The following is a 25,382-nucleotide window of genomic DNA, read 5'->3' on the forward strand; positions in this document are numbered from 1 at the left end:
CGGTCCTCAGGCGAACGAGCGCTCCATGAGCGCCTTGTTCTCCTCGACGTGACGCTTGTGGCTGCCGACCGACGGGGCGGCCGACGCGTCACGCGAGACACGGACGAGCGGCAGGTCCAGCTCCGGCGCCAGGTTGAGCGCCATGTGCGGCCACGGCCCCTGGTTGGCGGGCTCGTCCTGGACCCAGCGCAGCTCGCGTGCGTTCGGGTACTTCGCGAGCTCGGCCTTGATCTCGTCGACCGGGACCGGGTACAGCTGCTCGACACGCAGGATCGCCGTACGGATGCCGTCCGCCTCCACCGTCGACCGGTTCGCGAGGAGGTCGTACGCGACGCGCCCGGAGGTCAGGATCACGCGCTCGACCGCGTCCGCGGCGATGCTCGACTCCGACGGGTCCGCGAGCACCGGCTGGAACGTGCCCGACGTGAAGTCCTCGGGCTGCGACGCGGCGGCCTTCAGGCGGAGCAGCTGCTTGGGCGTGAACACGATGAGCGGGCGGTGCTCGCTCTCGAGGTTCTGCTGGCGCAGCAGGTGGAAGTACGAGGCAGACGTCGACGGCTGGGCGATGACCATCGCGTCCTCGGCAGCGAGTTGCAGGAAGCGCTCGATGCGTGCGGACGAGTGGTCGGGACCCTGGCCCTCGAACCCGTGCGGCAGGAGCAGGACGACGCCCGACTTCTGGCCCCACTTCGCCTCGCCCGCCGAGATGTACTCGTCGATGACCGACTGAGCGCCGTTGACGAAGTCGCCGAACTGCGCCTCCCACATCGTGAGTGCCTCAGGACGCGCGACCGAGTAGCCGTACTCGAAGCCCAGGGCGGCGTACTCGCTGAGCAGCGAGTCGTAGATGTAGAACGTGCCTTGGTCCTCGGACATCCGCGTGAGCGGTGTCCACTCGTTGCCGTTCTTGCGGTCGATGATGGTCGCGAACCGCTGCGAGAAGGTGCCGCGGCGCGAGTCCTGGCCGGCGAGGCGCACGGGGCGCCCGTCGAGCAGGAGCGAGCCGATCGCGATGATCTCGCCGGTGCCCCAGTCGATGGGGCCGGCGGTGATCGATGCGGCGCGACGCTGCAGCTGCGGGAGCACCTTCGGGTGGACGGTGAAGCCGTCGGGAACGGCCGTGTACGCCTCGGCGATCGACTTGAGCGTCTCCATGGAGACGGCCGTCTCGACGCGCTCCAGCTCCGGCTTCTCCGGGTACTCGGGGGCGGTCTGGTAGTCGCTGACCGTGCTCGCCTCGGCGAACACCCGCTGGAGCTGGTCCTGGTAGTCCTTGAGCGCGCCCTCCGCCTCTTCGATCGTGATGTCGCCACGACCCACGAGCGCGGAGGTGTAGAGGACGCGGACCGAGCGCTTGTTCTCGATGACGTCGTACATCAGCGGCTGCGTGAAGCTCGGGTCGTCGCCCTCGTTGTGACCTCGCTTGCGGTACGTGATGAGGTCGATGACCACGTCGCTCTTGAACGCCTTGCGGTACTCGTAGGCCAGCTGGGCGATGCGGAGGCACGCCTCCGGGTCGTCGCCGTTGACGTGGAAGATCGGCGCCTGGATCATCCGGGCGACGTCGGTCGCGTACGTCGAGGACCGCGACGAGCTCGGCGAGGTGGTGAAGCCCACCTGGTTGTTGACGATGACGTGGATGGTGCCGCCGGTGCGGTAGCCGCGCAGCTGGGAGAGGTTGAGCGTCTCCGCGACCACGCCCTGCCCCGCGAACGCCGCGTCGCCGTGGATGAGCAGCGGGAGGATCGGGAACTCCTCGCCGCGGTTCAGGCGGTCCTGCTTGGCGCGCGTGATGCCTTCGAGCACCGGGTCGACGACCTCGAGGTGCGACGGGTTCGCAGCGACCGACACCTTGATGGTGTCGCCGCTCGCGGCCGTGAACTCGCCCTCGACGCCCAGGTGGTACTTCACGTCACCCGAGCCCTGGACGGTGCGCGGGTCGATGTTGCCCTCGAACTCGCGGAACACGTAGCCGGGGTTCTTGCCGGCGATGTTCACCAGGACGTTGAGGCGTCCGCGGTGCGCCATGCCGATGCAGACCTCGTCGAGCGAGTCGGCCGCGGCAGCCTCGCAGATCTCGTCGACGAGCGGGATCGTCGTCTCCGAGCCCTCGAGGCTGAAGCGCTTCTGACCGACGAACTTCGTCTGCAGGAACGTCTCGAACGCCTCGGCCTGATTGAGCTTGTGGAGGATCCGCAGCTGCTCCTCGCGGGGCGGCTTGGTGTGCGGGCGCTCGACGCGCTCTTGGATCCAGAGACGCTGCTCCGGGTCCTGGATGTGCATGTACTCGATGCCGGACGTGCGGGCGTACGAGTCGCGGAGGATGCCGAGAATCTCGCGCAGCTTCATGAAGCGACGCTCGCGGCCACCGAACGAGCCGGTCGCGAACTCGCGCTCGAGGTCCCACAGCGTCAGACCGTGCGAGGAGATCTCGAGGTCGGGGTGGCTGCGGGGGGAGTGGTCGAGGGGGTTGGTGTCGGCCATCAGGTGCCCGCGCACGCGGAACGCGTGGATGAGCTCGAGGACGCGCGCCTGACGGTGCACCTCGTCGTCGTGGCTGACCGCGATGTCGCGTGCCCACCGGATGGGCTCGTACGGGATCCTGAGCGCGGCGAAGATCTCGTCGTAGAAGCCCTCCTCGCCGAGGAGGAGACCGCTGACGCGACGCAGGAAGTCACCGGACTGGGCGCCCTGGATGATGCGGTGGTCGTAGGTCGACGTCAGCGTCATCATCTTGGAGATCGCTTGGGTCGCGATCGTGTGCTCGGACGCGCCCTGGAACTCCGGCGGGTAGTCCATGGAGCCGACGCCGATGATGGCGCCCTGCCCCTTCATCAGGCGCGGGACCGAGTGGTTGGTGCCGATCGTGCCCGGGTTGGTGAGGCTGATCGTGGTGCCCTGGAAGTCGGCCACCGTGAGCTTGTTGTTGCGGGCCTTGTCCACGACGGCCTCGTACGCCGTCCAGAAGCCGGCGAAGTCCATCGTGTCGGCCTGCTTGATCGACGGCACCAGCAGCTGGCGCGTGCCGTCGGGCTTGGCGAGGTCGATCGCGAGGCCGAGGTTGATGTGCTCCGGCCTGAGGAGGTGCGGCTTGCCGTCGACGACCTCGAAGCCGGCGTTCATCTCCGGCATCGCCCGGAGCGCCTTGACGAGCGCGTAGCCGATGAGGTGGGTGAACGAGACCTTGCCGCCGCGTGCGCGGGCGAGGTGGTTGTTGATGACGATGCGGTTGTCGATCAGCAGCTTCACCGGGACCGACCGGACGCTCGTCGCGGTGGGGACCGTGAGGCTCTCGTCCATGTTGAGCGCGGTGCGGGCCGCGGCGCCGCGCAGGACGACCTTCTCGACGTCGGTGGCGGCCGGGGCGGGGGTGCTGGCCTTCGCCGGCGGTGCGGAGGCGGTCGCCTGCTTCGCGGCGGGCTTGGCTGCCGGCTTGGCTGCCGCGGGCTTCGCAGCGGGCTTCGTGTCAGCGGGCTTCGCCGCTGCCTGATCGGGCACGGGCTTCGCCGGCGCCTTCACCGTCGCGGCAGGGGCGGCCTTCGTCTTCGTCGCCGTCGCCGTCCCGGTCGGCGGGCTGGCCGGCGTCGTTCCACCTCCCTCGAAGAGTCGCGTCCACGACGCGTCGACCGACGCGGGGTCGGTCTTGTAGCGCTCGTACATCTCCTCAACCAGCCACTGGTTGGTGCCAAAATCTGGCAGGGGGCTGTCGCTCTCGGCCACGGCCTCGATCGCCTCTTCCGGGTTGTCCGAATGTCTCCCACGCCCACAGGGCATACGCGTACCAGGGTAGACCCCGACCGAAGGGTCGCCACAGACGGCACGCAACAGTGACGACCCTCACCGTTCGCGGCGCACGGGCGCCGCGTCTAGCGTGCGCGCGACGCGGTGAAACGGGACTCGGCGGCACGCCAGGCGTTCATGGCGGCGGCCCGGACGACGGGCACCAGCGGTGTCACGAGGGCGGCGGCGGACTCGGGGAGGTGGTCGCGTCCCCAGCGGCGCGCGTCGCTCCAGGCGTCGATGCTGCGCGCGTGGAGCTCGAGGCGGCGCCACGCCACCTCGAGGTCGCGTACGGCGTCGCGGTAGGCGATCACCGTCGCGTAGTCGCGGGCGCGGACCAGCCCTCGCGCGTCGGTGCACTGCCCGGCGACTGTCACGAACCGGGCGGTGGGTGTCCGCAGGACGTCGTCGGCAAGCTGCGACGACGGACGGTCGACATCGCCCTCGCGCATCTCCATCCAGGCGTCGAGGATCTCGTCGTGGCGCCGCTGGGTCGTGCGGTGCAGCCGTGCGAAGTGGGCGCGGGCCCGTCGCCGATAGCCGACCTCCTCGGCCGTGAGCGCCGCGGCGCAGGCGCCGGCAGCGACGACGGCGAGGACGGGACCGATCGTCAGACCGGCGAGCGCGGCGACAGAGAGCCACGCCGCCCAGCTCGGGACCCGGTTGCCACGCTCGGCTCGCATGCGGACCAGCGTACGACGCCGGGCGGCCGCCCTGGGGTTCTCGAACGAAACGGAGTACGCTCATTTATGAGTGGAGTTCAAACGGGTGATACGAGGTGACGGCATGGCGGACACCGGCCGACGTGAGCGCAACAAGCAGGAGAAGCGCGAGCGCATCCTCGACGCCGCCTCGGCGCTCTTCGCCGAGCACGGCTACGCGCGTGTCACGACGCAGCGGGTCGCCGACCGGGCCGACGTCGCCGCGGGCACCCTGTTCCGCTACGCCGCGACGAAGTCGGAGCTGCTGCTCATGGCCACCAACGCCCGGGTCTCCGACGCGCTCGCCGCCGGCGAGGCCGCGGCGCGCGACGAGGACGACGGCGTACGCGCGGTGATCGCGCTGGTCGGCCCGCTGCTCGCGCAGAGCCGGGAGAGCGCCGAGAACACGGCCGTCTACCAGCGCGAGGTGATGTTCGGGGCCGAGGGCGCCTACCGTCGGGAGGCTCTCGCCCTGGTCGAGGGGTTCGTCACCGCCATCGGCGCCGCCCTGGAGACCGCCTGGTCCCGCGACCACCCCCGAGCCGCTACGCCCGGGTCACGGGCTGCTGCCGAGGCGGTGTTCGCCTCGGTGCACGTGGCGATCCTCACCGCGGCCCGCCCGGACCTCGTCACCGATCCGCTCGCCGACGACCTGGCCGCCCAGGTCGCCCTCATCGTGCGCGGCTACCTTGCCGCGCCCACCCCTGCTCGGAAGGGAGCAACGACATGACAGACATCAAGACCGTGACCGTGCTCGGGACCGGAGTCCTCGGCTCGCAGATCGCGTACGCCACCGCGTACGCCGGCTTCGACGTCGTCGCGTACGACATCGACGCGACCGCTCTGGACAAGGCGCGCGAGCGCTTCGACGTCCTCGTCGCGACGTACGAGGCGCAGGTCGAGGGCGCGACGGGCGGGAAAGCGAAGGACGGGCTCGCCCGGATCACGTACTCCGCGGACCTCGCGGAGGCCGTCAAGGACGCCGACCTCGTGATCGAGGCCGTGCCAGAGAGCCTCGAGATCAAGCGCGCCACCTGGCAGACGGTGGGGGAGTCCGCGCCGGAGCGCGCGATCTTCGCCACGAACTCCTCGACCCTGCTGCCGAGCGAGTTCATGGAGGCCACGGGCCGGCCCGACCGGTTCCTGGCGCTCCACTTCGCCAACCGCATCTGGGTCCAGAACACCGCCGAGGTGATGGGCACGGCCAAGACGGACCCGGCGGTCTACGAGACCGTCGTGGAGTTCGCCCGCTCGATCAACATGGTGCCGATCGAGGTCAAGAAGGAGCAGGCCGGCTACGTCCTCAACTCGCTCCTGGTCCCGTTGCTCAACGCGGCCTCCGCCCTGTGGGTCGAAGGCGTCGCCGACGTCGAGACCATCGACAAGACCTGGCGCATCGCGACCGGGGCACCGATGGGTCCGTTCCAGATCTTCGACGTCATCGGCATGGTCACGCCGTACAACATCGCGCGGACCTCCGACGAACCGTCGCAGCAGAAGTTCGCCGAGATCCTGAAGCGTGACTTCATCGACCAGGGGAAGCTCGGCGTCGCGTCGGGGGAGGGCTTCTACTCGTACCCGCGCTGACGCGAGCCACGCCCGCCGAAAAGTGAAGGGCCGCCGACCTGTCGTTGCAGGTCAGCGGCCCGACGCCTGTGCCCCCGGTAGGATTCGAACCTACGCTCCCGCCTCCGGAGGGCGGTGCTCTATCCCCTGAGCTACGGGGGCGCGCTCGCTGTTTGCAGCGAGCCGGACAACGGTATCGCACGCCGAGTACGGTTGCGCACATGCCCTTCCCGAACGGCCGGCCGCCGCGTGTCCTCGTGGTCGACGACACCGACTCGATCCGGCTGCTGCTGCGGACGAACTTCGAGCTGGAGGGGTGGACGGTCCTCGAGGCCGCCGACGGGCTGGAGTGCCTCGACGTGGTGGTCGACACGCGCCCCGACGTGGTCACGATCGACGTCGTGATGCCCCGCATGGACGGTCTCGACACCGTCCGGGCGCTGCGCCGCTCGCCGAGCACCCGCGACATCCCTGTGGTCATGGTGACGACGCAGGTCCAGGCGCACGACCTCCAGCGCGGCCAGGACGTCGGAGTCGACGCGTACGTGACCAAGCCGTTCGACCCGGCGGTCCTCGTCGACACCGTGCGCGAGGTGCTCGTGGGCAACGGCGTCCAGGCGTAGTCATTGACGTTGACGGCTCTCGATACGATTCGTAGGTGACTCCCGAACAGCTGTCGGACGCGATCGTCGACGCCCTGAAGTCCCTCGCGGCTTCGGGGACCCTTGTCCTGGCCGAGCTCCCGACGACCGTGGTCGTCGAGCGACCGAAGGTCAAGGAGCACGGCGACTACGCGACGAACGTCGCGCTGCAGCTGGGCAAGAAGGCCGGCATGGCCCCGCGCGACCTTGCGGCCGCGCTCGCCGAGCAGCTGGCGAAGTCGCCGGGGATCGGGTCCGTGGAGGTCGCCGGACCAGGGTTCCTCAACGTCCGGGTCGACACGGGTTCGCAGGGTGCGCTCGCGGGCGAGATCGTCCGCGCCGGCAGCGCGTACGGTCGCTCCGACACCCTCGCGGGCCGGGCGGTGAACCTCGAGTTCATCTCCGCCAACCCGACCGGTCCGTTGCACCTCGGCCACACGCGGTGGGCGGTGGTCGGCGACGCGATCGCTCGTGTCCTCACCGCTGCGGGCGCCCACGTCTCGACCGAGTTCTACATCAACGACCGCGGCAGCCAGATGGACAAGTTCGGCGCGTCGCTGATGGCGGTCGCGCGCGGTGAGAGCGTTCCCGAGGACGGCTACCACGGCGGCTACGTCGTCGACCTGGCCGCCGAGGTGGTCGCGGCGGAGCCCGGCATCCTCGACCTGCCCCTCGTCGAGCAGCTGGCCGCCTTCCGCGAGAAGGGCTACGAGTTCCAGCTCGCCAAGCAGCAGGCCGACCTCGCCGCCTTCCGGACGCTCTTCGACGTCTGGTTCTCCGAGCGGGCGCTCGTCGGCTCGGGCGCCGTCGACCGCGCGCTGGAGATCATCGCGGCCGAGGGCCACCTGTACGAGTCCGACGGCGCGACGTGGATGCGTACGACCGACTTCGACGACGACAAGGACCGTGTGCTGGTCCGGTCGAACGGCGAGCTCACCTACTTCGCGTCCGACACCGCCTACTACCTCGACAAGCGGGCGCGTGGGTTCGAGCAGTGCCTCTACCTGCTCGGCGCCGACCACCACGGCTACGTGGGACGGCTCCAGGCGATGGCGGCGTGCGCGGGCGACAAGGCCGGCTACAACCTCCAGGTGCTCATCGGTCAGCTCGTGAAGATCCTGTCCGACGGCGAGGAGGTCAAGCTGTCGAAGCGTGCCGGCACGCTGGTGACGCTGACGGAGCTCGTCGAGATGATCGGCGTCGACGCGCTCCGCTACACGCTGTCGCGGCACCCGGTCGACTCGCCGCTGACTATCGACGTCGCCGAGGTCACCCGGCAGAGCAACGACAACCCGGTCTACTACGTCCAGTACGCCCACGCGCGGCTGTCGAGCATCCTGCGCAACGCCGCCGACCTCGGCCTGGTCCCCGCCCCGGACTCCGCCGACCTCACGTTGCTCTCGACCGATCGCGAGGGAGCCCTGCTGCGGGCGCTCGCCGAGTTCCCGCGGGTCGTCGCGCGCGCCGCCGAGTACCACGAGCCGCACCGCATCGCGCGCTACCTCGAGGACACCGCGTCGGTGTTCCACAAGTTCTACGACGTGTGCCGGGTGCTGCCGCAGGGCGACGAGGAGATCGGCGACATCCACCGCGCACGGCTGGTTCTCGTCGACGCCACCCGTACGGTCGTCGCCAACGGCCTCGAGCTGCTCGGCGTCTCGGCGCCCGAGCGGATGTGACCGGCGGTGCGCTCGCACGAGGCCGGGGCCCTTCACGGCCAGGCCGGCAGCCGAGGCCCCGCGTGGCTGCGGGAGCCCGACGACATCAACGCCCTGGTCGGACACCTGTGGTCGACGCACGTCGAGCGTCGCGCCGACGGTGAGGTCGCCGTCGCGGGCGTGAGCGCCCGCGAGCTGGCCGCCGAGTTCGGCACCCCGCTGTACGTCGTCGACGAGGACGACTTCCGCGGGCGCGCCCGGGCGTTCGCTGAGGCGTTCGCCGGCTGGGACGTCTACTACGCGGCCAAGGCGTTCCTGTGCACGGCGGTGGCCCGCTGGATCGCCGACGAGGGCCTGCGGATGGACGTCTGCACCGGCGGGGAGCTCGCCGTCGCGCTCCGGGCCGGCGTCGACCCGTCCCGGATCGGCCACCACGGCAACAACAAGAGCGTCGCGGAGCTCCGTCGGGCGCTCGAGGTGGGCGTCGGCAAGATCATCGTCGACTCGTTCGTGGAGGTCGAGCGCGTTGCGAGCCTCGCCGCCGAGCTCGGCGTGACGGCTCACGTCATGGTGCGCGTCACGGCCGGCGTCGAGGCGCACACCCACGAATACATCGCCACGGCGCACGAGGACCAGAAGTTCGGCCTCTCGATCACCGAGGGCGACGCCTTCGAGGCCGTACGCCGGGTGCTGGCCGAGCCGTCCCTGCACCTGCTCGGCCTGCACTCGCACATCGGCTCGCAGATCTTCGACACGTCCGGCTTCGAGGTCGCCGCGCACCGTGTGGTCACGCTCCACGCGAGGATCGCCGACGAGCTGGGCTACGTCGCGCCGGAGCTGGACCTCGGCGGCGGCTACGGCATCGCGTACACGACCCAGGACGACCCCTCCACCCCGCAGCGGCTGGCCGACGGCATGCGCGAGATCGTCGAGCGCGAGTGCCGCGGGCTCGGCATCGCGGTGCCGCGGCTGTCCATCGAGCCGGGTCGCGCGATCGCCGGCCCGTCGACGTTCACCCTGTACGAGGTCGGCACGACCAAGGACGTCGCCCTCGACGGCGGCGCCTCGCGACGCTACGTCGCCGTCGATGGAGGTATGAGCGACAACGTCCGCACGGCGCTGTACGACGCGGACTACTCCTGCTCGCTCGCCTCGCGCGCGTCGACCGCGCCGCCGGTCCTCAGCCGCGTCGTCGGCAAGCACTGCGAGTCCGGAGACATCGTCGTCAAGGACGAGTTCCTCCCGGCCGACGTGGCGCCCGGCGACCTCGTCGCGGTGCCGGGCACGGGAGCGTACTGCCGCTCGCTCGCCTCGAACTACAACCACGTGCCGAGACCCGCCGTGGTCGCGGTGAAGGACGGACAGGCGCGGCTGATCGTGCGGCGCGAGACCGAGGACGACCTGCTGCGCCTCGACGTCGACTGACGACCACTGCCCCAGTTCGGACATCGAGGTCCGACATCCCCGACCACGACTAGGCTGGACCGGTGACCTCCCACCCGCACGAACCCCGCACGCTGCGCGTCGCGCTGCTCGGCCACGGTGCCGTCGGCAGCGAGGTGGCACGCCTGCTGACCCGTGATGCCGACGAGCTGGCCCAGCGGGTCGGCTCTCGCCTCGAGCTGGTCGGCGTCGCCGTCGGCAGCGACCGCGCCGACCGTCAGACGGCCTTCGATCCGGCGCTGCTGACGACCGACGCCGCCGGTCTCGTCCGCCGCGGCGACCTCGACGTCGTCATCGAGCTCATCGGCGGCATCGAGCCCGCTCGCTCGCTCGTGCTCTCCGCTCTCGAGCACGGCGCCTCGGTCGTCACCGGCAACAAGGCGCTGCTGGCCGAGGACGGCAGCACGCTGTTCGCCGCCGCGGAGGCCGCCGAGCGCGACCTGTCGTACGAGGCAGCCGTCGCCGGCGCGATCCCGATCGTCCGGCCGCTGCGCGAGTCGCTGACCGGCGACCACGTCCGGCGTGTGCTGGGCATCGTCAACGGCACCACCAACTTCATCCTCGACGCGATGACGACCACCGGTCAGGGATTCGACGAGGCGCTCGCCGAGGCGCAGCGGCTGGGGTTCGCCGAGGCCGATCCGACCGCGGACGTCGAGGGCTTCGACGCCGCAGCCAAGGCCGCCATCCTCGCGAGCCTCGCGTTCCACACCCGCGTCACCATCGACGACGTGCACCGCGAGGGCATCACCTCGGTCACCCCGGACGAGATCGCGTCGGCCGACGACATGGGGTGCGTGGTCAAGCTGCTGGCGATCTGCGACCAGAGCGTCGACGGCGGCGCCGTGTCGGCTCGCGTGCATCCGGTGATGATCCCCAAGGAGCACCCGCTGGCGAGCGTCCGCGGTGCCTACAACGCGGTGTTCGTCGAGAGCGAGTCCGCCGGGCAGCTGATGTTCTACGGGCCGGGCGCCGGCGGGTCGCCGACCGCGAGCGCGGTGCTGGGCGACCTCGTGTCAGTGGCGCGCAACCGCCTGCTCGGGGTGACCGCGCCCCCGGAGCGGACCCATGCCCGTCGCCGTGTCCTGGGCATCGGCGACGCCCGGACCCGCTACCACATCGCCCTCGACGTCGACGACAAGGCGGGTGTGCTCGCCTCCGTCGCCCTGGCCTTCGCCGACAACGAGGTCTCCATCTCGGGCGTCCGCCAGGACGGCCACGGCGACGACGCCCAGCTCGTCGTCATCACCCACACCGCGACCGACGCCGCCCTCTCGCGGACGGTCCGGCAGCTCAGCGACCTTCCGATGGTCCGCGAGGTGTCGTCCGTCATGCGCGTCGAAGGAGAAGGACTGTGACCGAGCAGCACGGCGCCCGCCCCTGGCGCGGCGTGATCGACGAGTACCGTGACCGCCTCCCGATGGTCGGCGACACCCCGGCCGTGACGTTGGGGGAGGGCGGCACACCGCTCGTACGCTCGACGTGGCTGTCGGAGGTCACGGGCAGCGACGTGTGGCTGAAGGTCGAGGGCAGCAACCCGACCGGGTCGTTCAAGGACCGCGGGATGACCGCCGCGATCACCGTCGCCGTCGCGGAGGGCGCCAAGGCCGTCGTGTGCGCGTCCACCGGCAACACGTCGGCGTCGATGGCCGCCTACGCGGTCCGCGCCGGCCTCAAGCCCGTCGTGCTCGTGCCCCAGGGCAAGATCGCCGCCGGCAAGATGGCCCAGGCACTGATGTTCGACTCGCTCGTCGTTCAGGTGCGCGGCAACTTCGACGACTGCCTGGCGATGGCCCGCGGGATGGCCGACGCGTACCCGGTCGCGCTCGTCAACTCGGTCAACCCGGTCCGGCTTCAGGGCCAGAAGACCGGCGCGTTCGAGATCGTCGACGTCCTCGGCGACGCACCCGACCTGCACGTCATGCCGGTCGGCAACGCCGGCAACATCTCGGCGTACTGGCTCGGCTACGGCGAGTACGCCGCCGACGGTGTCGCCACGCGCACCCCGGAGATGTGGGGCTTCCAGGCCGCGGGTGCGGCGCCGCTCGTCATCGGTTCACCGGTGCCGGACCCCGAGACCGTCGCCAGCGCGATCCGGATCGGCAACCCCGCGTCGTGGGACCTGGCCATCGCCGCCCGCGACGAGTCCAGGGGGAGGATCGCGGCCGTCAGCGACGACGAGATCCTGACCGCGCAGCGAGAGCTCGCCCGTCGTGACGGAGTCTTCGTCGAGCCGGCCTCGGCCGCTGGTGTCGCCGGCCTCCTCAAGGCCGCCGCCGCGGGCGAGGCGCCACGTGGCGCGACGATCGCCGTGGTCGTCACCGGCAACGGCCTGAAGGACATCGACACGGCACTCGCGCACCTCGGGGTCATCCCGGAGAACGTCATCGACGCCGACGTCAGCAAGGCGGCCGAGCTCGCCGGTCTCGCATGAGCGAGAGCACGACCCGGTTCGTCGACGGGCCGGTCACCGTCGTGACCCCGGCGTCGTCCGCGAACCTCGGTCCCGGCTTCGACGCCCTCGGTCTCGGACTCACCCTGTACGACGAGGTGACCGCCGAGGTCGTCGGCGGAGACGGCGTCGAGGTCACGGTCACCGGTGTGGGTGCCGACGAGGTGCCTCTCGACGAGTCCCACCTGGTGGTCCGCTCGCTGCGCGCGGTCTTCGAGCGGCTCGGCCTCTCGCAGCCGGGCCTGCGCGTGCACTGCGTCAACCGCATCCCGCACGCCCGCGGCCTCGGATCCAGCTCCGCGGCGATCGTCGGCGGCATCTCCGCTGCCCGTGCCCTGCTCGCCGTCGACGAGCCGTCGCCGGAGGTCGCGTTCGACGACGCCGCAGCGCTCCGGCTCGCCACCGACATCGAAGGACACCCCGACAACGTCGCGGCCGCGCTCCTCGGCGGGTTGACGATCGCGTGGATGGACGACCAGGGCGGACGCGCCGTCCGGCTCGAGGCACCGGTCTCCGCCGTGGCGTTCGTCCCGAGCGAGGGCGTCAAGACGGAGGTCGCGCGCGGACTGCTGCCCGAGTCCGTCCCCCACGCGGACGCGGCACGCAACGCCGGCCGAGCAGCACTGCTCGTCGCCGCGTTCGGGGCGCATCCCGAGCTTCTCCTCGAAGCGACCGACGACCGGTTGCACCAGCGCTACCGCGCGCCCGCGATGCCGGACTCGTTCGCCCTCGTCGAGGCGATGCGCGCCGCCGGGGTCCCCGCGATCATCTCCGGCGCGGGGCCGACGGTGCTCGCGTTCGTCACCGACGCGTACGACCAGGCGCGCCTGGTCTCGCAGGCGCCGGCAGGGTGGGCGGTGCTTCCGCTGCAGGTCGACCAGTGGGGGACACGTCCCGCGGCGACCGCGCGTTAGGTCACGATTGTGTGACTCGCTGCACCCACGTGGAACAGATGGACGGTGACGGATGTTATGGTCGATCAGGTGATCCGAGAGGGTCCGACTCGATCGAACCCCCTCGATCTCCGTTCATCCCCGCATCCTCCTGACGTCGCTCGACGCTCAGAGTTCCAGGACCCGCGTGGGAATCGCAATGCTTCGTTCGGCCTCGTGGCACGAGGTCGAGCCTTGGTGGTCCGCGACATCGTACGGACCGCTGACAACGAGCGGTGCCTGAGCGCCGCCTGACGTGGGAAGGACCTCACGTGACCGAAACACCCACCCTGCTCGGCGGCGCCGGCGAGCCCGCGGTCGAGACCGCGGCTGCCAAGACCCCGCGTCGACGCGGCACCGGCCTCAACGGGATGGTGCTCCCCGAGCTGCAGCAGATCGCCTCCGGTCTGGGCATCAAGGGCGTAGGCAAGATGCGCAAGGGCGCCCTGATCGAGGCCATCCAGGCCGCTCAGGGCGGCGGCCCCGCTGCCGGCGGGAGCACCGCGGCTCCGGCCGCGCAGGCCGCTTCCGCCCCCGCCGCGGCCCCTGCGCCGGCGACGGCCGAGCCCACTCGCGAGCCCGCTCCCCGTGTCGAAGCGCCGCGCGAGGAGCGCGTGCAGCAGTCGCGCGCGGACCGCGGCGGCGAGCAGCCCCGCGAGAAGGCCGACGCTCCCCGCGAGGACCGCGCGGAGAAGCCCCGCGGTGACCGCGGCGAGAAGAAGAACGACAACCGCGGCGACGACCGCGGTGAGAAGAAGGAAAGCCGCGGCGACCGCGGCGAGAAGAAGAACGACAACCGCAACGAGCGCAACGAGCGTGGCGAGCGCGATGCCAACCGCACCGAGCGCAACGACCGCACCGAGCGCGATGCGCGCACCGAGCGCGGCGACGGCAACCGTGGCGATGCCAACCGTGGCGATGCCAACCGTGGCGATGCCAACGACGCTGATCGCGACGGTGAGGGCGGCGGTCGCCGCCGCAACCGCAACCGCAACCGCAACCGCAACCGCGGCGACCGGGAGCAGCGCAGCGAGCGGCCCGAGCGCGGGTCCCGCGAGTCCGAGCCGATCGTGAGCGAGGACGACGTCCTGATCCCGGCAGCGGGCATCCTCGACGTCCTCGACAACTACGCGTTCGTCCGCACGAGTGGCTACCTGCCTGGCGAGAACGACGTCTACGTCTCCCTGTCGATGGTCCGCAAGTGGGGCCTGCGCAAGGGCGACGCGATCGTCGGCCAGGTGCGCCAGCCCCGTGAGGGCGAGCGCAAGGAGAAGTTCAACCCGCTCGTCAAGATCGAGTCGGTCAACGGGATGACGATCGACGAGGCCAAGCAGCGCGTCGAGTTCGCCAAGCTCACCCCGCTCTACGCCTCTGAGCGGCTGCGCCTCGAGACCGAGCCGACCCAGATGACCGGCCGGATCATGGACATCGTCGCGCCGATCGGCAAGGGCCAGCGCGGCCTGATCGTGTCGCCGCCCAAGGCCGGCAAGACGATGGTCATGCAGCAGATCGCCAACGCGATCACCACGAACAACCCCGAGTGCCACCTGATGGTCGTCCTCGTGGACGAGCGTCCGGAGGAGGTCACCGACTTCCAGCGCACGGTCAAGGGCGAGGTCATCGCCTCGACGTTCGACCGTCCCGCCACCGACCACACGACGGTCGCCGAGCTGGCGATCGAGCGGGCCAAGCGTCTCGTCGAGCTCGGTCACGACGTGGTCGTCCTGCTCGACGGCATCACCCGCCTCGGCCGGGCCTACAACCTGGCGGCTCCCGCGAGCGGACGCATCCTGTCCGGCGGCGTCGACTCGTCGGCGCTGTACCCGCCCAAGAAGTTCTTCGGCGCGGCGCGCAACATCGAGGACGGCGGATCCCTGACGATCCTCGCCACGGCCCTGGTCGAGACCGGGTCGCGGATGGACGAGGTGATCTTCGAGGAGTTCAAGGGCACCGGCAACATGGAGCTGCGCCTGCGCCGCGAGTTCGCCGACAAGCGCATCTTCCCGGCGATCGACGTCGAGTCGTCGGGCACCCGCCGCGAGGAGCTGCTGATGAGCCGCGAGGAGCTCGCGATCATCTGGAAGCTCCGGCGCGTGCTGTCGGCGCTGGACGGTCAGCAGGCCCTCGAGCTGATGCTCGAGAAGCTGAAGTCGACCAAGAGCAACGTCGAGTTCCTCATGCAGATCAACCAGTCGACCCCGTCGACGGGGCGCCGCGGCAGCGACGACGACTGATCACGAGCACGGCACGGAGGCGGCTGAACCCGGGAGGGTCCGGCCGCCTTCGTCGTGGCCGTACTCTGTCGCCATGACCTCCGCATACGACTTCCGTGCCGTCGACATCGACGGCAACGAGCGCAGCCTGGACGAGTTCCGTGGCAAGGCCGTCCTCGTCGTCAACACCGCGAGCAAGTGCGGCTTCACGCCGCAGTACGAGGGGCTCGAGGAGCTCTACCGCAAGTACCAGGACGAGGGCCTCGTCGTGCTCGGTTTCCCGTGCGACCAGTTCCGCAACCAGGAGCCGGGCCACGACGCGGAGATCAAGGAGTTCTGCTCCCTGACGTACGACGTGACGTTCCCGATGTTCTCCAAGATCGACGTGAACGGCGCCGACGCCCACCCGCTCTACCAGTGGCTGCGGGACCAGAAGTCGGGAGTGCTCGGCGACCGGATCAAGTGGAACTTCACGAAGTTCCTCGTCGACGCCGACGGCCAGGTCGTGGACCGCTACGCGCCCACCACGAAGCCCGAGGACATCGCCGGCGACATCGAGAAGCTCCTGACGTGAACCCGCTGCTGGTCACGGTGGTGCTGCTCAACGCACTCGCCGCGGCCTCCGTGCTCTTCGCGCTCACCGAGGCCAACAAAGGGGTCCCGATCTCGGAGCTCGGCGTGTTCCTGACGGTGAGCGTCGGACTGCTCGGGCTGTCGATCATCCTGGTGGCCGGGTCGATGATCACGGCGTGACCGGCGCCGTCGTCCACGGGAATGCGCGGCGGGCGATTCGTGTTTGACAGAACGTCGATGGCACAATGGACAAGGCTCTGGTTCACGCCCCGACCCGCGGGACGACCCAGCGGCCGATCGAGAGGACACCATGAAGAACGACATCCACCCCACGTACGTGGCGACCGAGGTCTCCTGCACCTGCGGCAACACGTTCACCACCCGCAGCACCGCGACCGGCGGAGTGATCCGCGTCGAGACCTGCGCGGCATGCCACCCGTTCTACACGGGCAAGCAGCGCATCCTGGACACGGGCGGCCGCGTCGCCCGCTTCGAGAAGCGCTACGGCAAGAAGTAACGACCTCCCGGCGCCGGCCACGCTCCCTGCGTGGACCGGCGCCGTTGTCGTGTCAGGTCTCGGCAGGCGAGACCAGCGGAACGAGGAGGGGTTGATGAGCACGCGGTTCGATGCCGTCGAGTCGTTGGTGCGTGAGCACTCCGACCTCGAGACGCAGATGGCCGACCCCTCGGTCCACACCGACCCAGCGCTCGCGAAGCGGCTGGGCCAGAGGTACGCGGAGCTGACCAACGTCGTCCGCACCTATCGCGACTGGCAGCAGACGGTCGACGACCTCGAGGCGGCCCGCGAGCTCGCCGGTGAGGACCCCGACTTCGCGGCCGAGGTCGAGACCCTGTCCGTCCGCGAGCACCAGCTCGCCGAACGGCTCGAGCGGCTGCTCGTCCCACGCGACCCCGCCGACTCCAAGGACGCGATCCTCGAGATCAAGGCAGGCGAGGGCGGCGAGGAGTCGGCCCTGTTCGCGGGCGACCTGCTCCGGATGTATCTGCGGTGGGCTGAGACCCAGGGCTGGAAGACCGAGCTGATCGACGAGAACGCCTCGGACCTCGGCGGCTACAAGTCCGTCACGGTGGGAGTGAAGGCGAAGGGCACGCCCGACCCCGGCGACGCGCCCTACGCGAAGCTCAAGTTCGAGGGTGGGGTCCACCGCGTGCAGCGAGTGCCGGTGACCGAGTCCCAGGGCCGCGTGCACACGTCGGCGGCCGGCGTCCTGGTGCTGCCCGAGGCGGAGGCGGTCGACGTCGCGATCAACGACAACGACCTCCGCATCGACGTCTTCCGGTCGTCGGGGCCTGGTGGTCAGAGCGTCAACACGACCGACTCGGCCGTCCGCATCACGCACCTGCCCACCGGCATCGTCGTGAGCTGCCAGAACGAGAAGAGCCAGCTCCAGAACAAGGAGTCGGCGATGCGCATCCTCCGGTCGCGGCTGCTCCAGGCGGCCCAGGACGCCGCCCACGCCGAGGCGTCCGACGCACGCCGGTCGCAGGTCCGCACGGTCGACCGTTCGGAGCGCATCCGCACTTACAACTTCCCCGAGAACCGCATCTCCGACCACCGCGTGGGCTTCAAGGCGTACAACCTCGACCAGGTGATGGACGGCGCCCTCGACGACGTCGTCACGGCGTGCGTCGAGGCCGATCTCGCTGCCCGTCTCGCCGCGGTCGAGGGCTCTGCGACCGAGGACGGGGCGTGACCGACGTCCGTACGGCGCTGGCGCAGGCCACGCGCCGGTTCGACGCCGCGGGGGTCGCGTCGCCGCGCATCGACGCCGAGCTCCTGCTGGTCCACGTCCTCGGCACGTCACGGACCGGGCTCCTGGTCGTGGACGCGCTCGACGACGCGCAGGCGGCGGCGTACGAGTCGCTCGTCGCCCGGCGCGAGACCCGCGAGCCCCTGCAGCACCTGACCACGACGGCGGCGTTCCGCTACCGGGAGCTGGCGGTCGGGCCCGGCGTGTTCGTGCCACGGCCCGAGACCGAGTCGCTGGTCGACTGGGGGTTGTCCGTGATCGACGCCCTGGAGGTCTCGCACCCGGTCGTCGTCGACCTCGGGACCGGTTCGGGAGCGATCGCCGGCGCGGTCGCGTCGGAGCGTCCGCACGCCCGGGTGCACGCGGTCGAGCTGGGCGAGGCGGCCTTCGCCTACGCCGAGCGCAATCTTTCGGGGCTCGACGTCGACCTTCGGCACGGAGACCTCGCCGACGCGTTCGCCGACCTCGACGGCACGGTCGACCTGGTGCTCTCCAACCCGCCCTACATCCCGCTGACCGCCTGGGAGTCCGTGGCCGTCGAGGCACGCGACCACGACCCGGCCCTCGCGCTCTGGTCGGGCGAGGACGGCCTCGACGCGATGCACGACGTTGCGGCCACCGCCGCGCGGCTGCTGCGTGACGGCGGTGCCGTCGGTGCGGAGCACGCGGACGTGCAGGGGGAGTCGGCGCCGGCGGTGTTCGTCACGAACGGCGCCTTCGACGAGGTGCGCGACCGGCTGGATCTTGCCGGCAGGCCACGGTTCGTGACCGCCCGCCGCGTCCGCCGGTGAGTCCGGCGCTCGTGCCGAGAAGCGGGCTGGCACGATGGCCCCTGTGAGTGAACGGTTCTCCAGCCTCGACCCCGACGAACGCGAGACCGGCCTCGAGGCTGCGCGGGAGGCCCTGCGCGACGGTGCCCTGGTCGTGATGCCGACCGACACGGTGTACGGCATCGCGGCCGACGCCTTCGAGCCGACCGCGGTCGCCGCGCTCCTGTCGGCGAAGGGACGCGGTCGCCACATGCCACCGCCGGTCCTCGTCGCCTCGAACACCACCCTGGACGCCCTCGCCGCGCGGGTCGAGCCGTACGTCCACACGTTGACCGACGCCCTGTGGCCCGGACCTCTCACCGTGATCTGCCGTCAGCAGGAGTCGCTGGTGTGGGACCTCGGGGAGACCCGGGGGACCGTCGCCATCCGGATGCCCGCCGACGAGACGGCCCTCGACCTGCTGCGTCGTACGGGCCCGCTCGCCGTCTCCAGCGCCAACCTCACCGGCCATCCGGCCGCCACCACGATCGAGGAGGCGGAGGAGCAGCTCGGCGACAGCGTCGCCGTCTACCTCGACGGCGGGCCGGCCGGCAGCGGTCTTCCCTCGACGATCGTGGACTGCACCGGCGAGCGTCCGCGGATCGTCCGTACCGGCGCGATCACGGCAACCCGCATCGCCGAGCTCGGGGTCGAGGTCGACTGACCCGTGCGCGAGTACCTCGTCGTCTTCCTGGTCGCCGTCGCGGTCACCTACCTCCTGGCCGTCCTGGCCCGGGAGGGCGCGATGAAGGTCGGGGCGTACGCGCCGGTGCGCGACCGCGACGTCCACGCGGTCCCCATCCCGTACCTGGGTGGGCTGGCCATGCTCTTCGGCCTGCTCGCCGCGTACCTGGTGGCATCGCAGATGCCGTTCCTGTCGCGTTCGGAGGACGCCGTCCTCGCCGATGCGGGCGCGGTGATGGTCGGCGCCTCGGTGATCACTCTCGTCGGGGTGATCGACGACGTGTACGAGCTCGACGCCCTGACGAAGTTCGCGGGCCAGGTCCTCGCCGCCGTCATCACGGTCTCGATGGGCGTCCAGCTCGTCTACCTGCCTCTGCCGGGCTCGACCTGGGCCATCGACCCGATCCAGTCGATCCTCTTCTCGGTCCTCACGATCGTCATCTGCGTCAATGCCGTGAACTTCGTCGACGGCCTCGACGGCCTGGCTGCAGGCGTCGTCGGCATCGGCGCCATCGCGTTCTTCATCTACGCCTTCGTGCTGGTCGCCGAGAACCGGCAGACCAACGCGATCGCCTCGGCCATGCTCTGCGCAGCGCTCGCCGGCGTCTGCGTCGGGATCCTGCCGCACAACTTCAACCCTGCACGCATGTTCATCGGCGACGCGGGCGCGATGCTGATCGGTTTCGTGCTGGCGTGCTCGGCGATCTCGCTGTCCGGCCGGTTCTCGGCGGCGGAGGCGATCCAGGGCCTCGGTGGCGCGGAAGCGTCCCTCTTCCCTGCGCTGCTGCCTCTGCTGCTGCCCTTCGCGGTCCTGCTGGTGCCCTTCGTCGACCTGCTGATGGCCGTCGTACGCCGGACCCGCGCGGGCCGGTCACCGTTCGCACCGGACAAGCTGCACCTGCACCACCGGCTGCTCGAGATCGGGCACTCGCACCGTCGTGCCGTGCTGGCGATGTACATGATCGCCGGGGTCGTCGCCTTCGGCGCCGTAGCCCTCGGGCTCGTCGGCGGATGGCGTGCGGTGATCGGGGTACTGGTGATGGTGGGCGTGACGGCGTTCGTGGTCTTCTGGCTGCCTCGCGTCGGCCGTCCGAGCGGTGCCAATCCGTAGCGCTGCCCCCGGATTTGGGCGCGTCGGAGACCTTGTGCTACTTTTCACAAACATCCACCCCGCACGTTTGGACGGCCGCCCCATGACGACCACCCAGCGATCCGATCGCCACAGCGCTCGCACCACGCGCGTGCTCGTCGGCGTCGCGCTCGCGGCCGGTGCCGTGTGCGTGGTGACGGCCGCTGTCGTCGCTGGATGGCCCGGGGCTCTCGGTGCCCTGATCGGCGCCGGCGTGGTGTTCGCCTTCTTCGGAGCGACCTTCGCCGTGCTCCGGCCGCTGACCCGTCCGGCCACCGGCGGGACGATGCTCGTCGCGCTGATGCTCTACGGCACCAAGATCCTCCTCCTGGTGGCTGCCGCGGTCGTCCTGGCGGAGTCCGGTCTCGTCGGAGACGCGATCGACGGGGGAGCTCTCGGCGTCACCGTCATCGTCTGCACGCTCGTCGTGACGGCCCTCGAGATCGTCGCCGCGACCTCCAGCAGGCGCCCGCTGTACGACCTCGGAACCCCCTCGGACCTGGGGGATGGACGATGAATCAGACGTGCTACCGTTCGGATGGCAATGAGCGACTCCTCACCGTCCCCCACCTCCCACGACCCCTGGGTCGCTGTGGGGAGGATCGGCGGTGGGGTTCTGGTCTACGGAGCCCTCGGCTATCTGTTGGACCTTTGGTGGCACACCTCGTTCATGGTGGTGATCGGCATCGTCCTCGGAGCGGCGCTCGGCATCTACACCGTGTTCGCAGCGTTGCAGGACAAGTCCTGACCACCGAGTCACTCTCCGCCACCATGCCCGACGTACCCGCTACGCCCGTGGATCCACGGTGCGACCGTGCCCAAGATGAGGTGATCGAGTGACCACCGAAGGACGGACCGTCCTCGCCGAGTTCCACCCGCCGGGACCCGCCGACTTCGATCTGCCGCCGATCTTCGGCGACGTCACCAAGCCGATGGTGCTGTACGTGCTGTCGGCCGTGCTGATCTTCGGTCTCTTCTACGCCGCCTCGCGCCGCGCGGCGGTCGTCCCGGGCAAGATGCAGTTCGCCGGTGAGTACGCGTACAACTTCGTGCGCAACAGCATCGCCCGCGACTCGATCGGGTCGCACGACTTCATGAAGTTCGTCCCGTACCTCACGGCACTGTTCTTCCTGATCCTCGTGAACAACTTCTACGGGCTCGTCCCGTTGCTGCAGTTCCCGACGTTCTCGCACTCGGGATACGCCTACGCCCTCGCCGCGCTCACCTGGATCCTCTACAACGGGGTCGGCATCGCGAAGCACGGCTTCCTCGGCTACTTCAAGCTGCAGTCGGTCCCCAGCGGAGTCACCGGCGTGATCCTCGTGCTGATCGTGCCGCTGGAGTTCATGTCGAACATCCTGGTCCGGCCGGTCACGCTGGCACTTCGACTCTTCGCCAACATGTTCGCCGGCCACCTGCTGCTGATCCTCTTCACCCTCGGCGGCAGCTACCTGGTGTTCGACTCGGGCAACCTCTGGTACGCCCCGATCGGTGTCATCGCCTGGATCCTCGCCATCGCGGTGAGCTTCCTCGAGGCGCTGGTCATGTTCCTGCAGGCCTACGTCTTCACCCTGCTGACGGCTCAGTACATCGGCGGCGCGCTCGCCGACGAGCACTGATCCACCAGCTCCACGACCGACAACTTCATACCGCCCCCGTAGCGAACCCACCAAGGTTCACCACAGCGACGCACCTCGCGTCACGACGAAAGGAACAGCCGTGGACGGCTCCCTCAACATGATCGGTTACGGCCTGGCTGCGATCGGCCCGGGCGTCGGCATCGGCCTGATCTTCGCCGCGTACATCAACGGCGTCGCACGTCAGCCCGAGGCGCAGTCGCGCCTGCAGACCATCGCGATCCTCGGCTTCGCGCTCGCCGAGGCGCTGGCGATCATCGGCATCGCGCTCGCGTTCGTCCTCTGACGCACGCCGACGCGTTCCACCGACCATCTTTCGATGACGAGGTCAGCCCATGAGTAGCACCAACCTGGCGGCAGAGGAGCTCAACCCGCTCGTCCCGCACGTCCCCGAGATCATCCTCGGTGTCGTCGTCTTCCTCATCCTGGTCTTCATGATCAGGAAGTTCGTCGTGCCCAACTTCGAGAAGGCCTACGCCGAGCGTACGTCCGCGATCGAGGGCGGCATGAAGGAAGCCGCACAGGCGCAGGAGGAGGCCAAGGCGGCGCTCGAGCAGTACAACGCTCAGCTCGCCGAGGCACGCCACGAGGCCGCGCGGATCCGCGAGGAAGCCCGCGAGCAGGGCGCGCAGATCACGGCCGAGCTCCGTACGCAGGCGCAGGAAGAGGCGCAGCGCATCGTCACGGCCGCGCACCAGCAGATCGAGGCCGAGCGCGCTCAGGCGGTGCAGTCCCTGCGCCGCGAGGTCGGTCAGCTCTCGACCGAGCTGGCCTCGCGCATCGTCGGTGAGTCGCTCGAGGACGAGGCGCGTCAGCGCCGTACGGTCGATCGCTTCATCGTCGACCTCGAGGGTTCGTCGAACGGATCGGCGAACTGATGCGCGGCGTCTCGGCGACCTCGCTCGCCCAGGTCCTGGACACCGTCGGCGGCGTGACCGCGGACGGTGCACAGGGCGTCGCCGTGGGCACGGACGTGTTCGCGGTCGTGGGTGCGCTCGACGCCAACCCGGTGCTTCGCCGGGTCCTGTCCGACCCCGCCACGGAGTCGGACGCGAAGGCAGGTCTCGTCGGCACGCTGTTCGGCGACAAGATCGGCTCGGGCGCCGTCGACGTCGTCGTCGCGGCTGCCCGCGGGCGGTGGAGCGCCGGGCGCGACCTGTCCGACGCGCTCGAGCAGGCCGGTGTCCAGGCGGTCCTCAGCGCCGCCGACAGTGCAGGCTCGCTCGACACGGTCGCCGACACCCTGTTCGCGTTCGCACGCGTCACCACCAGCGACCCCGAGCTGCGTCAGACGCTCAACGACCGGACCGCGTCGGTCGAGGGGCGTCAGGTGCTGGTCTCCCGTCTCCTCGGCGACCAGGCCGACGACGTCGTGCTCGCGCTGGCTCGCCAGGCGGTCGCGTCACGCGGGCGCAGCTACGAGACGGCGATCGCCGCGTTCGCGCAGGACGCCATCGCCCGAGAGGGCCGGCTCCAGGCTCGCGTCGTCTCGGCGTACGCGCTCGGCGACGACGAGAAGCAGCGTTTGGCCGGAGCCTTGGCCCGCAAGTACGGTCGAGACGTGCACGTGGACGTCACCGTGGACCCGAACGTGATCGGCGGCATCTCCGTCGAGATCGCCGGCGAGCGGATCGACTCCACGGTCTCGACCCGCCTCGCAGACGCCCGACGGGCCCTCGCCGGCTGACGATGGCTCCCACAACCCCCTCCCGAGAACTTCCCCAGCACGATCGAGAAGAAGGCAGGCACTGACATGGCGGAGCTCACGATCCGTCCCGACGAGATTCGCGACGCGCTCCAGCAGTTCGTCAGCGACTACAAGCCGCAGGCGACGACCGAGGAGATCGGCACCGTCGCGGAGGCGATGGACGGAATCGCCCGTGTCGAGGGCCTGCCGTCCGCGATGGCCAACGAGCTGCTCGAGTTCGAGGACGGCACGCTCGGCCTCGCCCTGAACCTCGACGTGCGCGAGATCGGCGTGGTCATCCTCGGTGACTTCGCCGGCATCGAGGAGGGCCAGCCGGTCAAGCGGACCGGCCAGGTCCTGTCCGTCCCCGTGGGTGACGGATACCTCGGCCGTGTCGTCGACCCGCTCGGCAACCCGATCGACGGCCTCGGCGAGGTCGAGACCAGCGGGCGTCGTGCGCTCGAGCTCCAGGCGCCCAGCGTCGTCGAGCGCAAGAGCGTGCACGAGCCGATGATGACCGGCATCAAGGCCATCGACTCGATGACCCCGATCGGCCGCGGCCAGCGCCAGCTGATCATCGGTGACCGCCAGACCGGCAAGACCGCCATCGCGATCGACACGATCATCAACCAGAAGCAGGCCTGGGCGAGTGGCGACCCGACGCAGCAGGTCCGCTGCATCTACGTCGCGATCGGCCAGAAGGGCTCGACCATCGCGTCGGTGCGCTCGGCGCTCGAGGAGGCAGGCGCCCTCGAGTACACCTCGATCGTCGCGGCCCCCGCGTCCGACTCTGCCGGCTTCAAGTACCTCGCTCCCTACACCGGCTCGGCCATCGGCCAGCAGTGGATGTACGAGGGCAAGCACGTCCTCATCGTGTTCGACGACCTGAGCAAGCAGGCCGAGGCCTACCGCGCCGTGTCGCTGCTGCTCCGTCGCCCGCCGGGCCGCGAAGCCTACCCGGGTGACGTCTTCTACCTCCACAGCCGGCTGCTCGAGCGTTGCGCGAAGCTGTCCGACGAGCTGGGTGCCGGCTCGATGACCGGCCTGCCGATCGTCGAGACCAAGGCCAACGACGTCTCGGCCTACATCCCGACCAACGTCATCTCGATCACCGACGGTCAGATCTTCTTGCAGTCGGACCTCTTCAACGCCAACCAGCGTCCCGCGGTCGACGTCGGCATCTCGGTGTCGCGCGTCGGCGGCTCGGCGATGCTGAAGTCGATGAAGGCCGTCACCGGTTCGATCAAGGTCGAGCTCGCCCAGTACCGCGCCATGGAGGCGTTCGCGATGTTCGCGTCCGACCTCGACGCGGCCTCCAAGCAGCAGCTCGCTCGCGGCGAGCGCCTGATGGCGCTCTTCAAGCAGGGTCAGTACCAGCCGTTCCCGGTCGAGGAGCAGGTCGTCTCGCTCTGGACCGGTACGACCGGCAAGCTCGACCCGGTGCCGGTGGAGGACGTCTCGCGCTTCGAGTCGGAGTTCCTCGACTACCTGCGTCGCAGCGAGCCCGGCATCCTCGACTCCATCCGTGAGACGAGCAAGTTCGGCGACGACACCGCATCCTCGCTCGAGTCGGCGTACGACACGTTCACCGACCAGTTCGAGACGAGCACCGGCGGTTCGATCAAGCCGGGCAAGGAAGAGCACGAGGCTCTCGCGGACGAGGACGTCTCGCAGGAGCAGATCGTCGCGCAGAAGCGAGGCTGAC

Annotated in this window: 25 protein-coding genes and 1 tRNA gene; 23 read left to right on the forward strand and 3 right to left on the reverse strand. The window is 70.0% G+C overall.

Features of this window, described 5'->3' with window-relative positions; genetic code table 11:
* Positions 1-6 precede the first annotated feature (6 nt).
* The gene (locus AB3M34_RS07130) at positions 7-3,774 is read right to left on the reverse strand and encodes a multifunctional oxoglutarate decarboxylase/oxoglutarate dehydrogenase thiamine pyrophosphate-binding subunit/dihydrolipoyllysine-residue succinyltransferase subunit (RefSeq protein ID WP_370618550.1); all 3,768 of its coding nucleotides are present in this window, start codon (positions 3,772-3,774) and stop codon (positions 7-9) included.
* A gap of 92 nt (positions 3,775-3,866) precedes the next feature.
* Positions 3,867-4,463, reverse strand: a complete 597-nt coding sequence (locus tag AB3M34_RS07135; RefSeq protein WP_370618552.1) for a hypothetical protein — start codon at positions 4,461-4,463, stop codon at positions 3,867-3,869.
* Positions 4,464-4,566: 103 nt separating this feature from the next.
* On the opposite strand from AB3M34_RS07135, the gene AB3M34_RS07140 reads away from it, so the two are divergent.
* Both AB3M34_RS07140 and AB3M34_RS07145 read left to right on the forward strand, forming a co-directional pair.
* Positions 4,567-5,211, forward strand: a complete 645-nt coding sequence (locus AB3M34_RS07140; RefSeq protein WP_370618554.1) for a TetR/AcrR family transcriptional regulator — start codon at positions 4,567-4,569, stop codon at positions 5,209-5,211.
* Positions 5,208-6,068: a 3-hydroxyacyl-CoA dehydrogenase gene (locus AB3M34_RS07145; RefSeq protein ID WP_370618556.1), complete on the forward strand. Its 861-nt coding sequence runs from the start codon at positions 5,208-5,210 to the stop codon at positions 6,066-6,068. Before AB3M34_RS07140 ends, AB3M34_RS07145 begins: the two co-directional genes overlap by 4 nt.
* 69 nt (positions 6,069-6,137) lie before the next feature.
* Here the strand turns inward: AB3M34_RS07145 and AB3M34_RS07150 are convergent.
* Positions 6,138-6,209: transfer RNA gene (locus tag AB3M34_RS07150), tRNA-Arg, on the reverse strand.
* A gap of 59 nt (positions 6,210-6,268) precedes the next feature.
* On the opposite strand from AB3M34_RS07150, the gene AB3M34_RS07155 reads away from it, so the two are divergent.
* The 21 genes from AB3M34_RS07155 to atpA all read left to right on the forward strand — a co-directional run bounded on the left by AB3M34_RS07155 (position 6,269) and on the right by atpA (position 25,381).
* Positions 6,269-6,670, forward strand: coding sequence for a response regulator (locus AB3M34_RS07155; protein WP_370618558.1), 402 nt, complete (start codon positions 6,269-6,271; stop codon positions 6,668-6,670).
* 35 nt (positions 6,671-6,705) lie between these two features.
* Positions 6,706-8,367 (forward strand): arginine--tRNA ligase, encoded by a 1,662-nt coding sequence (gene argS, locus AB3M34_RS07160; protein ID WP_370618560.1) that lies wholly within the window; start codon positions 6,706-6,708, stop codon positions 8,365-8,367.
* Between the two features lie 6 nt (positions 8,368-8,373).
* Positions 8,374-9,771 carry a diaminopimelate decarboxylase gene (gene lysA, locus AB3M34_RS07165; protein WP_370618561.1) on the forward strand — a complete coding sequence of 466 codons (1,398 nt, stop codon included), beginning with the start codon at positions 8,374-8,376 and terminating at the stop codon, positions 9,769-9,771.
* Positions 9,772-9,833: 62 nt separating this feature from the next.
* On the forward strand, positions 9,834-11,147 hold the full coding sequence (locus AB3M34_RS07170; RefSeq protein WP_370618563.1) for a homoserine dehydrogenase: 1,314 nt from the start codon (positions 9,834-9,836) through the stop codon (positions 11,145-11,147).
* Positions 11,144-12,223, forward strand: a complete 1,080-nt coding sequence (gene thrC / locus AB3M34_RS07175) for a threonine synthase (RefSeq protein ID WP_370618565.1) — start codon at positions 11,144-11,146, stop codon at positions 12,221-12,223. The genes AB3M34_RS07170 and thrC overlap by 4 nt, the downstream gene beginning before the upstream one ends.
* Positions 12,220-13,155 (forward strand): homoserine kinase, encoded by a 936-nt coding sequence (thrB, locus tag AB3M34_RS07180; RefSeq protein ID WP_370618567.1) that lies wholly within the window; start codon positions 12,220-12,222, stop codon positions 13,153-13,155. Before thrC ends, thrB begins: the two co-directional genes overlap by 4 nt.
* A 389-nt stretch (positions 13,156-13,544) precedes the next feature.
* A complete protein-coding gene (rho, locus tag AB3M34_RS07185) occupies positions 13,545-15,407 on the forward strand; it encodes a transcription termination factor Rho (RefSeq protein WP_407070176.1) in 1,863 nt (620 codons plus the stop codon).
* 73 nt (positions 15,408-15,480) lie between these two features.
* Positions 15,481-15,960, forward strand: a complete 480-nt coding sequence (locus AB3M34_RS07190; protein WP_370618571.1) for a glutathione peroxidase — start codon at positions 15,481-15,483, stop codon at positions 15,958-15,960.
* The gene (locus AB3M34_RS07195; protein WP_370618575.1) at positions 15,957-16,139 is read left to right on the forward strand and encodes a hypothetical protein; all 183 of its coding nucleotides are present in this window, start codon (positions 15,957-15,959) and stop codon (positions 16,137-16,139) included. Before AB3M34_RS07190 ends, AB3M34_RS07195 begins: the two co-directional genes overlap by 4 nt.
* Positions 16,140-16,269: 130 nt before the next feature.
* Positions 16,270-16,476, forward strand: a complete 207-nt coding sequence (gene rpmE, locus AB3M34_RS07200) for a 50S ribosomal protein L31 (protein ID WP_370618577.1) — start codon at positions 16,270-16,272, stop codon at positions 16,474-16,476.
* 94 nt (positions 16,477-16,570) lie between these two features.
* Entirely contained in the window at positions 16,571-17,674 is a 1,104-nt protein-coding gene (gene prfA / locus AB3M34_RS07205) for a peptide chain release factor 1 (RefSeq protein WP_370618578.1), read from the forward strand.
* Positions 17,671-18,522 carry a peptide chain release factor N(5)-glutamine methyltransferase gene (gene prmC, locus AB3M34_RS07210; RefSeq protein WP_370618580.1) on the forward strand — a complete coding sequence of 284 codons (852 nt, stop codon included), beginning with the start codon at positions 17,671-17,673 and terminating at the stop codon, positions 18,520-18,522. The genes prfA and prmC overlap by 4 nt, the downstream gene beginning before the upstream one ends.
* Before the next feature lie 43 nt (positions 18,523-18,565).
* A complete protein-coding gene (locus AB3M34_RS07215) occupies positions 18,566-19,204 on the forward strand; it encodes an L-threonylcarbamoyladenylate synthase (protein WP_370618582.1) in 639 nt (212 codons plus the stop codon).
* A 3-nt stretch (positions 19,205-19,207) separates the two neighbouring features.
* On the forward strand, positions 19,208-20,335 hold the full coding sequence (locus AB3M34_RS07220; RefSeq protein ID WP_370618583.1) for an MraY family glycosyltransferase: 1,128 nt from the start codon (positions 19,208-19,210) through the stop codon (positions 20,333-20,335).
* Positions 20,336-20,417: 82 nt separating this feature from the next.
* Positions 20,418-20,870 carry a hypothetical protein gene (locus AB3M34_RS07225; protein ID WP_370618585.1) on the forward strand — a complete coding sequence of 151 codons (453 nt, stop codon included), beginning with the start codon at positions 20,418-20,420 and terminating at the stop codon, positions 20,868-20,870.
* Positions 20,871-20,897: 27 nt separating this feature from the next.
* On the forward strand, positions 20,898-21,101 hold the full coding sequence (locus tag AB3M34_RS07230; RefSeq protein WP_370618587.1) for an AtpZ/AtpI family protein: 204 nt from the start codon (positions 20,898-20,900) through the stop codon (positions 21,099-21,101).
* A gap of 88 nt (positions 21,102-21,189) precedes the next feature.
* Entirely contained in the window at positions 21,190-21,972 is a 783-nt protein-coding gene (gene atpB / locus AB3M34_RS07235) for a F0F1 ATP synthase subunit A (protein WP_370618589.1), read from the forward strand.
* A gap of 118 nt (positions 21,973-22,090) precedes the next feature.
* Complete coding sequence (gene atpE / locus AB3M34_RS07240; RefSeq protein ID WP_179428207.1) at positions 22,091-22,276, forward strand: ATP synthase F0 subunit C; 186 nt, start codon at positions 22,091-22,093, stop codon at positions 22,274-22,276.
* 49 nt (positions 22,277-22,325) lie between these two features.
* Positions 22,326-22,868 (forward strand): F0F1 ATP synthase subunit B, encoded by a 543-nt coding sequence (locus AB3M34_RS07245; RefSeq protein ID WP_370618591.1) that lies wholly within the window; start codon positions 22,326-22,328, stop codon positions 22,866-22,868.
* Positions 22,868-23,677, forward strand: a complete 810-nt coding sequence (locus tag AB3M34_RS07250) for a F0F1 ATP synthase subunit delta (RefSeq protein ID WP_370618592.1) — start codon at positions 22,868-22,870, stop codon at positions 23,675-23,677. Before AB3M34_RS07245 ends, AB3M34_RS07250 begins: the two co-directional genes overlap by 1 nt.
* Positions 23,678-23,743: 66 nt before the next feature.
* Entirely contained in the window at positions 23,744-25,381 is a 1,638-nt protein-coding gene (gene atpA, locus AB3M34_RS07255) for a F0F1 ATP synthase subunit alpha (RefSeq protein ID WP_370618594.1), read from the forward strand.
* Position 25,382: the final 1 nt, after the last annotated feature.

The organism is Mumia sp. Pv4-285 (genome assembly GCF_041320275.1).
GTDB classification, from domain to species: Bacteria; Actinomycetota; Actinomycetes; order Propionibacteriales; family Nocardioidaceae; genus Mumia; species Mumia qirimensis.

Bases quoted from the DNA above. Each gene is read 5' to 3' on its own strand.
- AB3M34_RS07130 (WP_370618550.1), bottom strand. From the start codon at position 3,774: ATGCCCTGTGGGCGTGGGAGACATTCGGACAACCCGGAAGAGGCGATC.
- AB3M34_RS07135 (WP_370618552.1), bottom strand. From the start codon at position 4,463: ATGCGAGCCGAGCGTGGCAACCGGGTCCCGAGCTGGGCGGCGTGGCTC.
- AB3M34_RS07140 (WP_370618554.1), top strand. From the start codon at position 4,567: ATGGCGGACACCGGCCGACGTGAGCGCAACAAGCAGGAGAAGCGCGAG.
- AB3M34_RS07145 (WP_370618556.1), top strand. From the start codon at position 5,208: ATGACAGACATCAAGACCGTGACCGTGCTCGGGACCGGAGTCCTCGGC.
- AB3M34_RS07155 (WP_370618558.1), top strand. From the start codon at position 6,269: ATGCCCTTCCCGAACGGCCGGCCGCCGCGTGTCCTCGTGGTCGACGAC.
- thrB (WP_370618567.1), top strand. From the start codon at position 12,220: ATGAGCGAGAGCACGACCCGGTTCGTCGACGGGCCGGTCACCGTCGTG.
- rho (WP_407070176.1), top strand. From the start codon at position 13,545: ATGGTGCTCCCCGAGCTGCAGCAGATCGCCTCCGGTCTGGGCATCAAG.
- AB3M34_RS07190 (WP_370618571.1), top strand. From the start codon at position 15,481: ATGACCTCCGCATACGACTTCCGTGCCGTCGACATCGACGGCAACGAG.
- rpmE (WP_370618577.1), top strand. From the start codon at position 16,270: ATGAAGAACGACATCCACCCCACGTACGTGGCGACCGAGGTCTCCTGC.
- prfA (WP_370618578.1), top strand. From the start codon at position 16,571: ATGAGCACGCGGTTCGATGCCGTCGAGTCGTTGGTGCGTGAGCACTCC.
- AB3M34_RS07225 (WP_370618585.1), top strand. From the start codon at position 20,418: ATGACGACCACCCAGCGATCCGATCGCCACAGCGCTCGCACCACGCGC.
- AB3M34_RS07230 (WP_370618587.1), top strand. From the start codon at position 20,898: ATGAGCGACTCCTCACCGTCCCCCACCTCCCACGACCCCTGGGTCGCT.
- atpE (WP_179428207.1), top strand. From the start codon at position 22,091: ATGATCGGTTACGGCCTGGCTGCGATCGGCCCGGGCGTCGGCATCGGC.
- AB3M34_RS07245 (WP_370618591.1), top strand. From the start codon at position 22,326: ATGAGTAGCACCAACCTGGCGGCAGAGGAGCTCAACCCGCTCGTCCCG.
- AB3M34_RS07250 (WP_370618592.1), top strand. From the start codon at position 22,868: ATGCGCGGCGTCTCGGCGACCTCGCTCGCCCAGGTCCTGGACACCGTC.
- atpA (WP_370618594.1), top strand. From the start codon at position 23,744: ATGGCGGAGCTCACGATCCGTCCCGACGAGATTCGCGACGCGCTCCAG.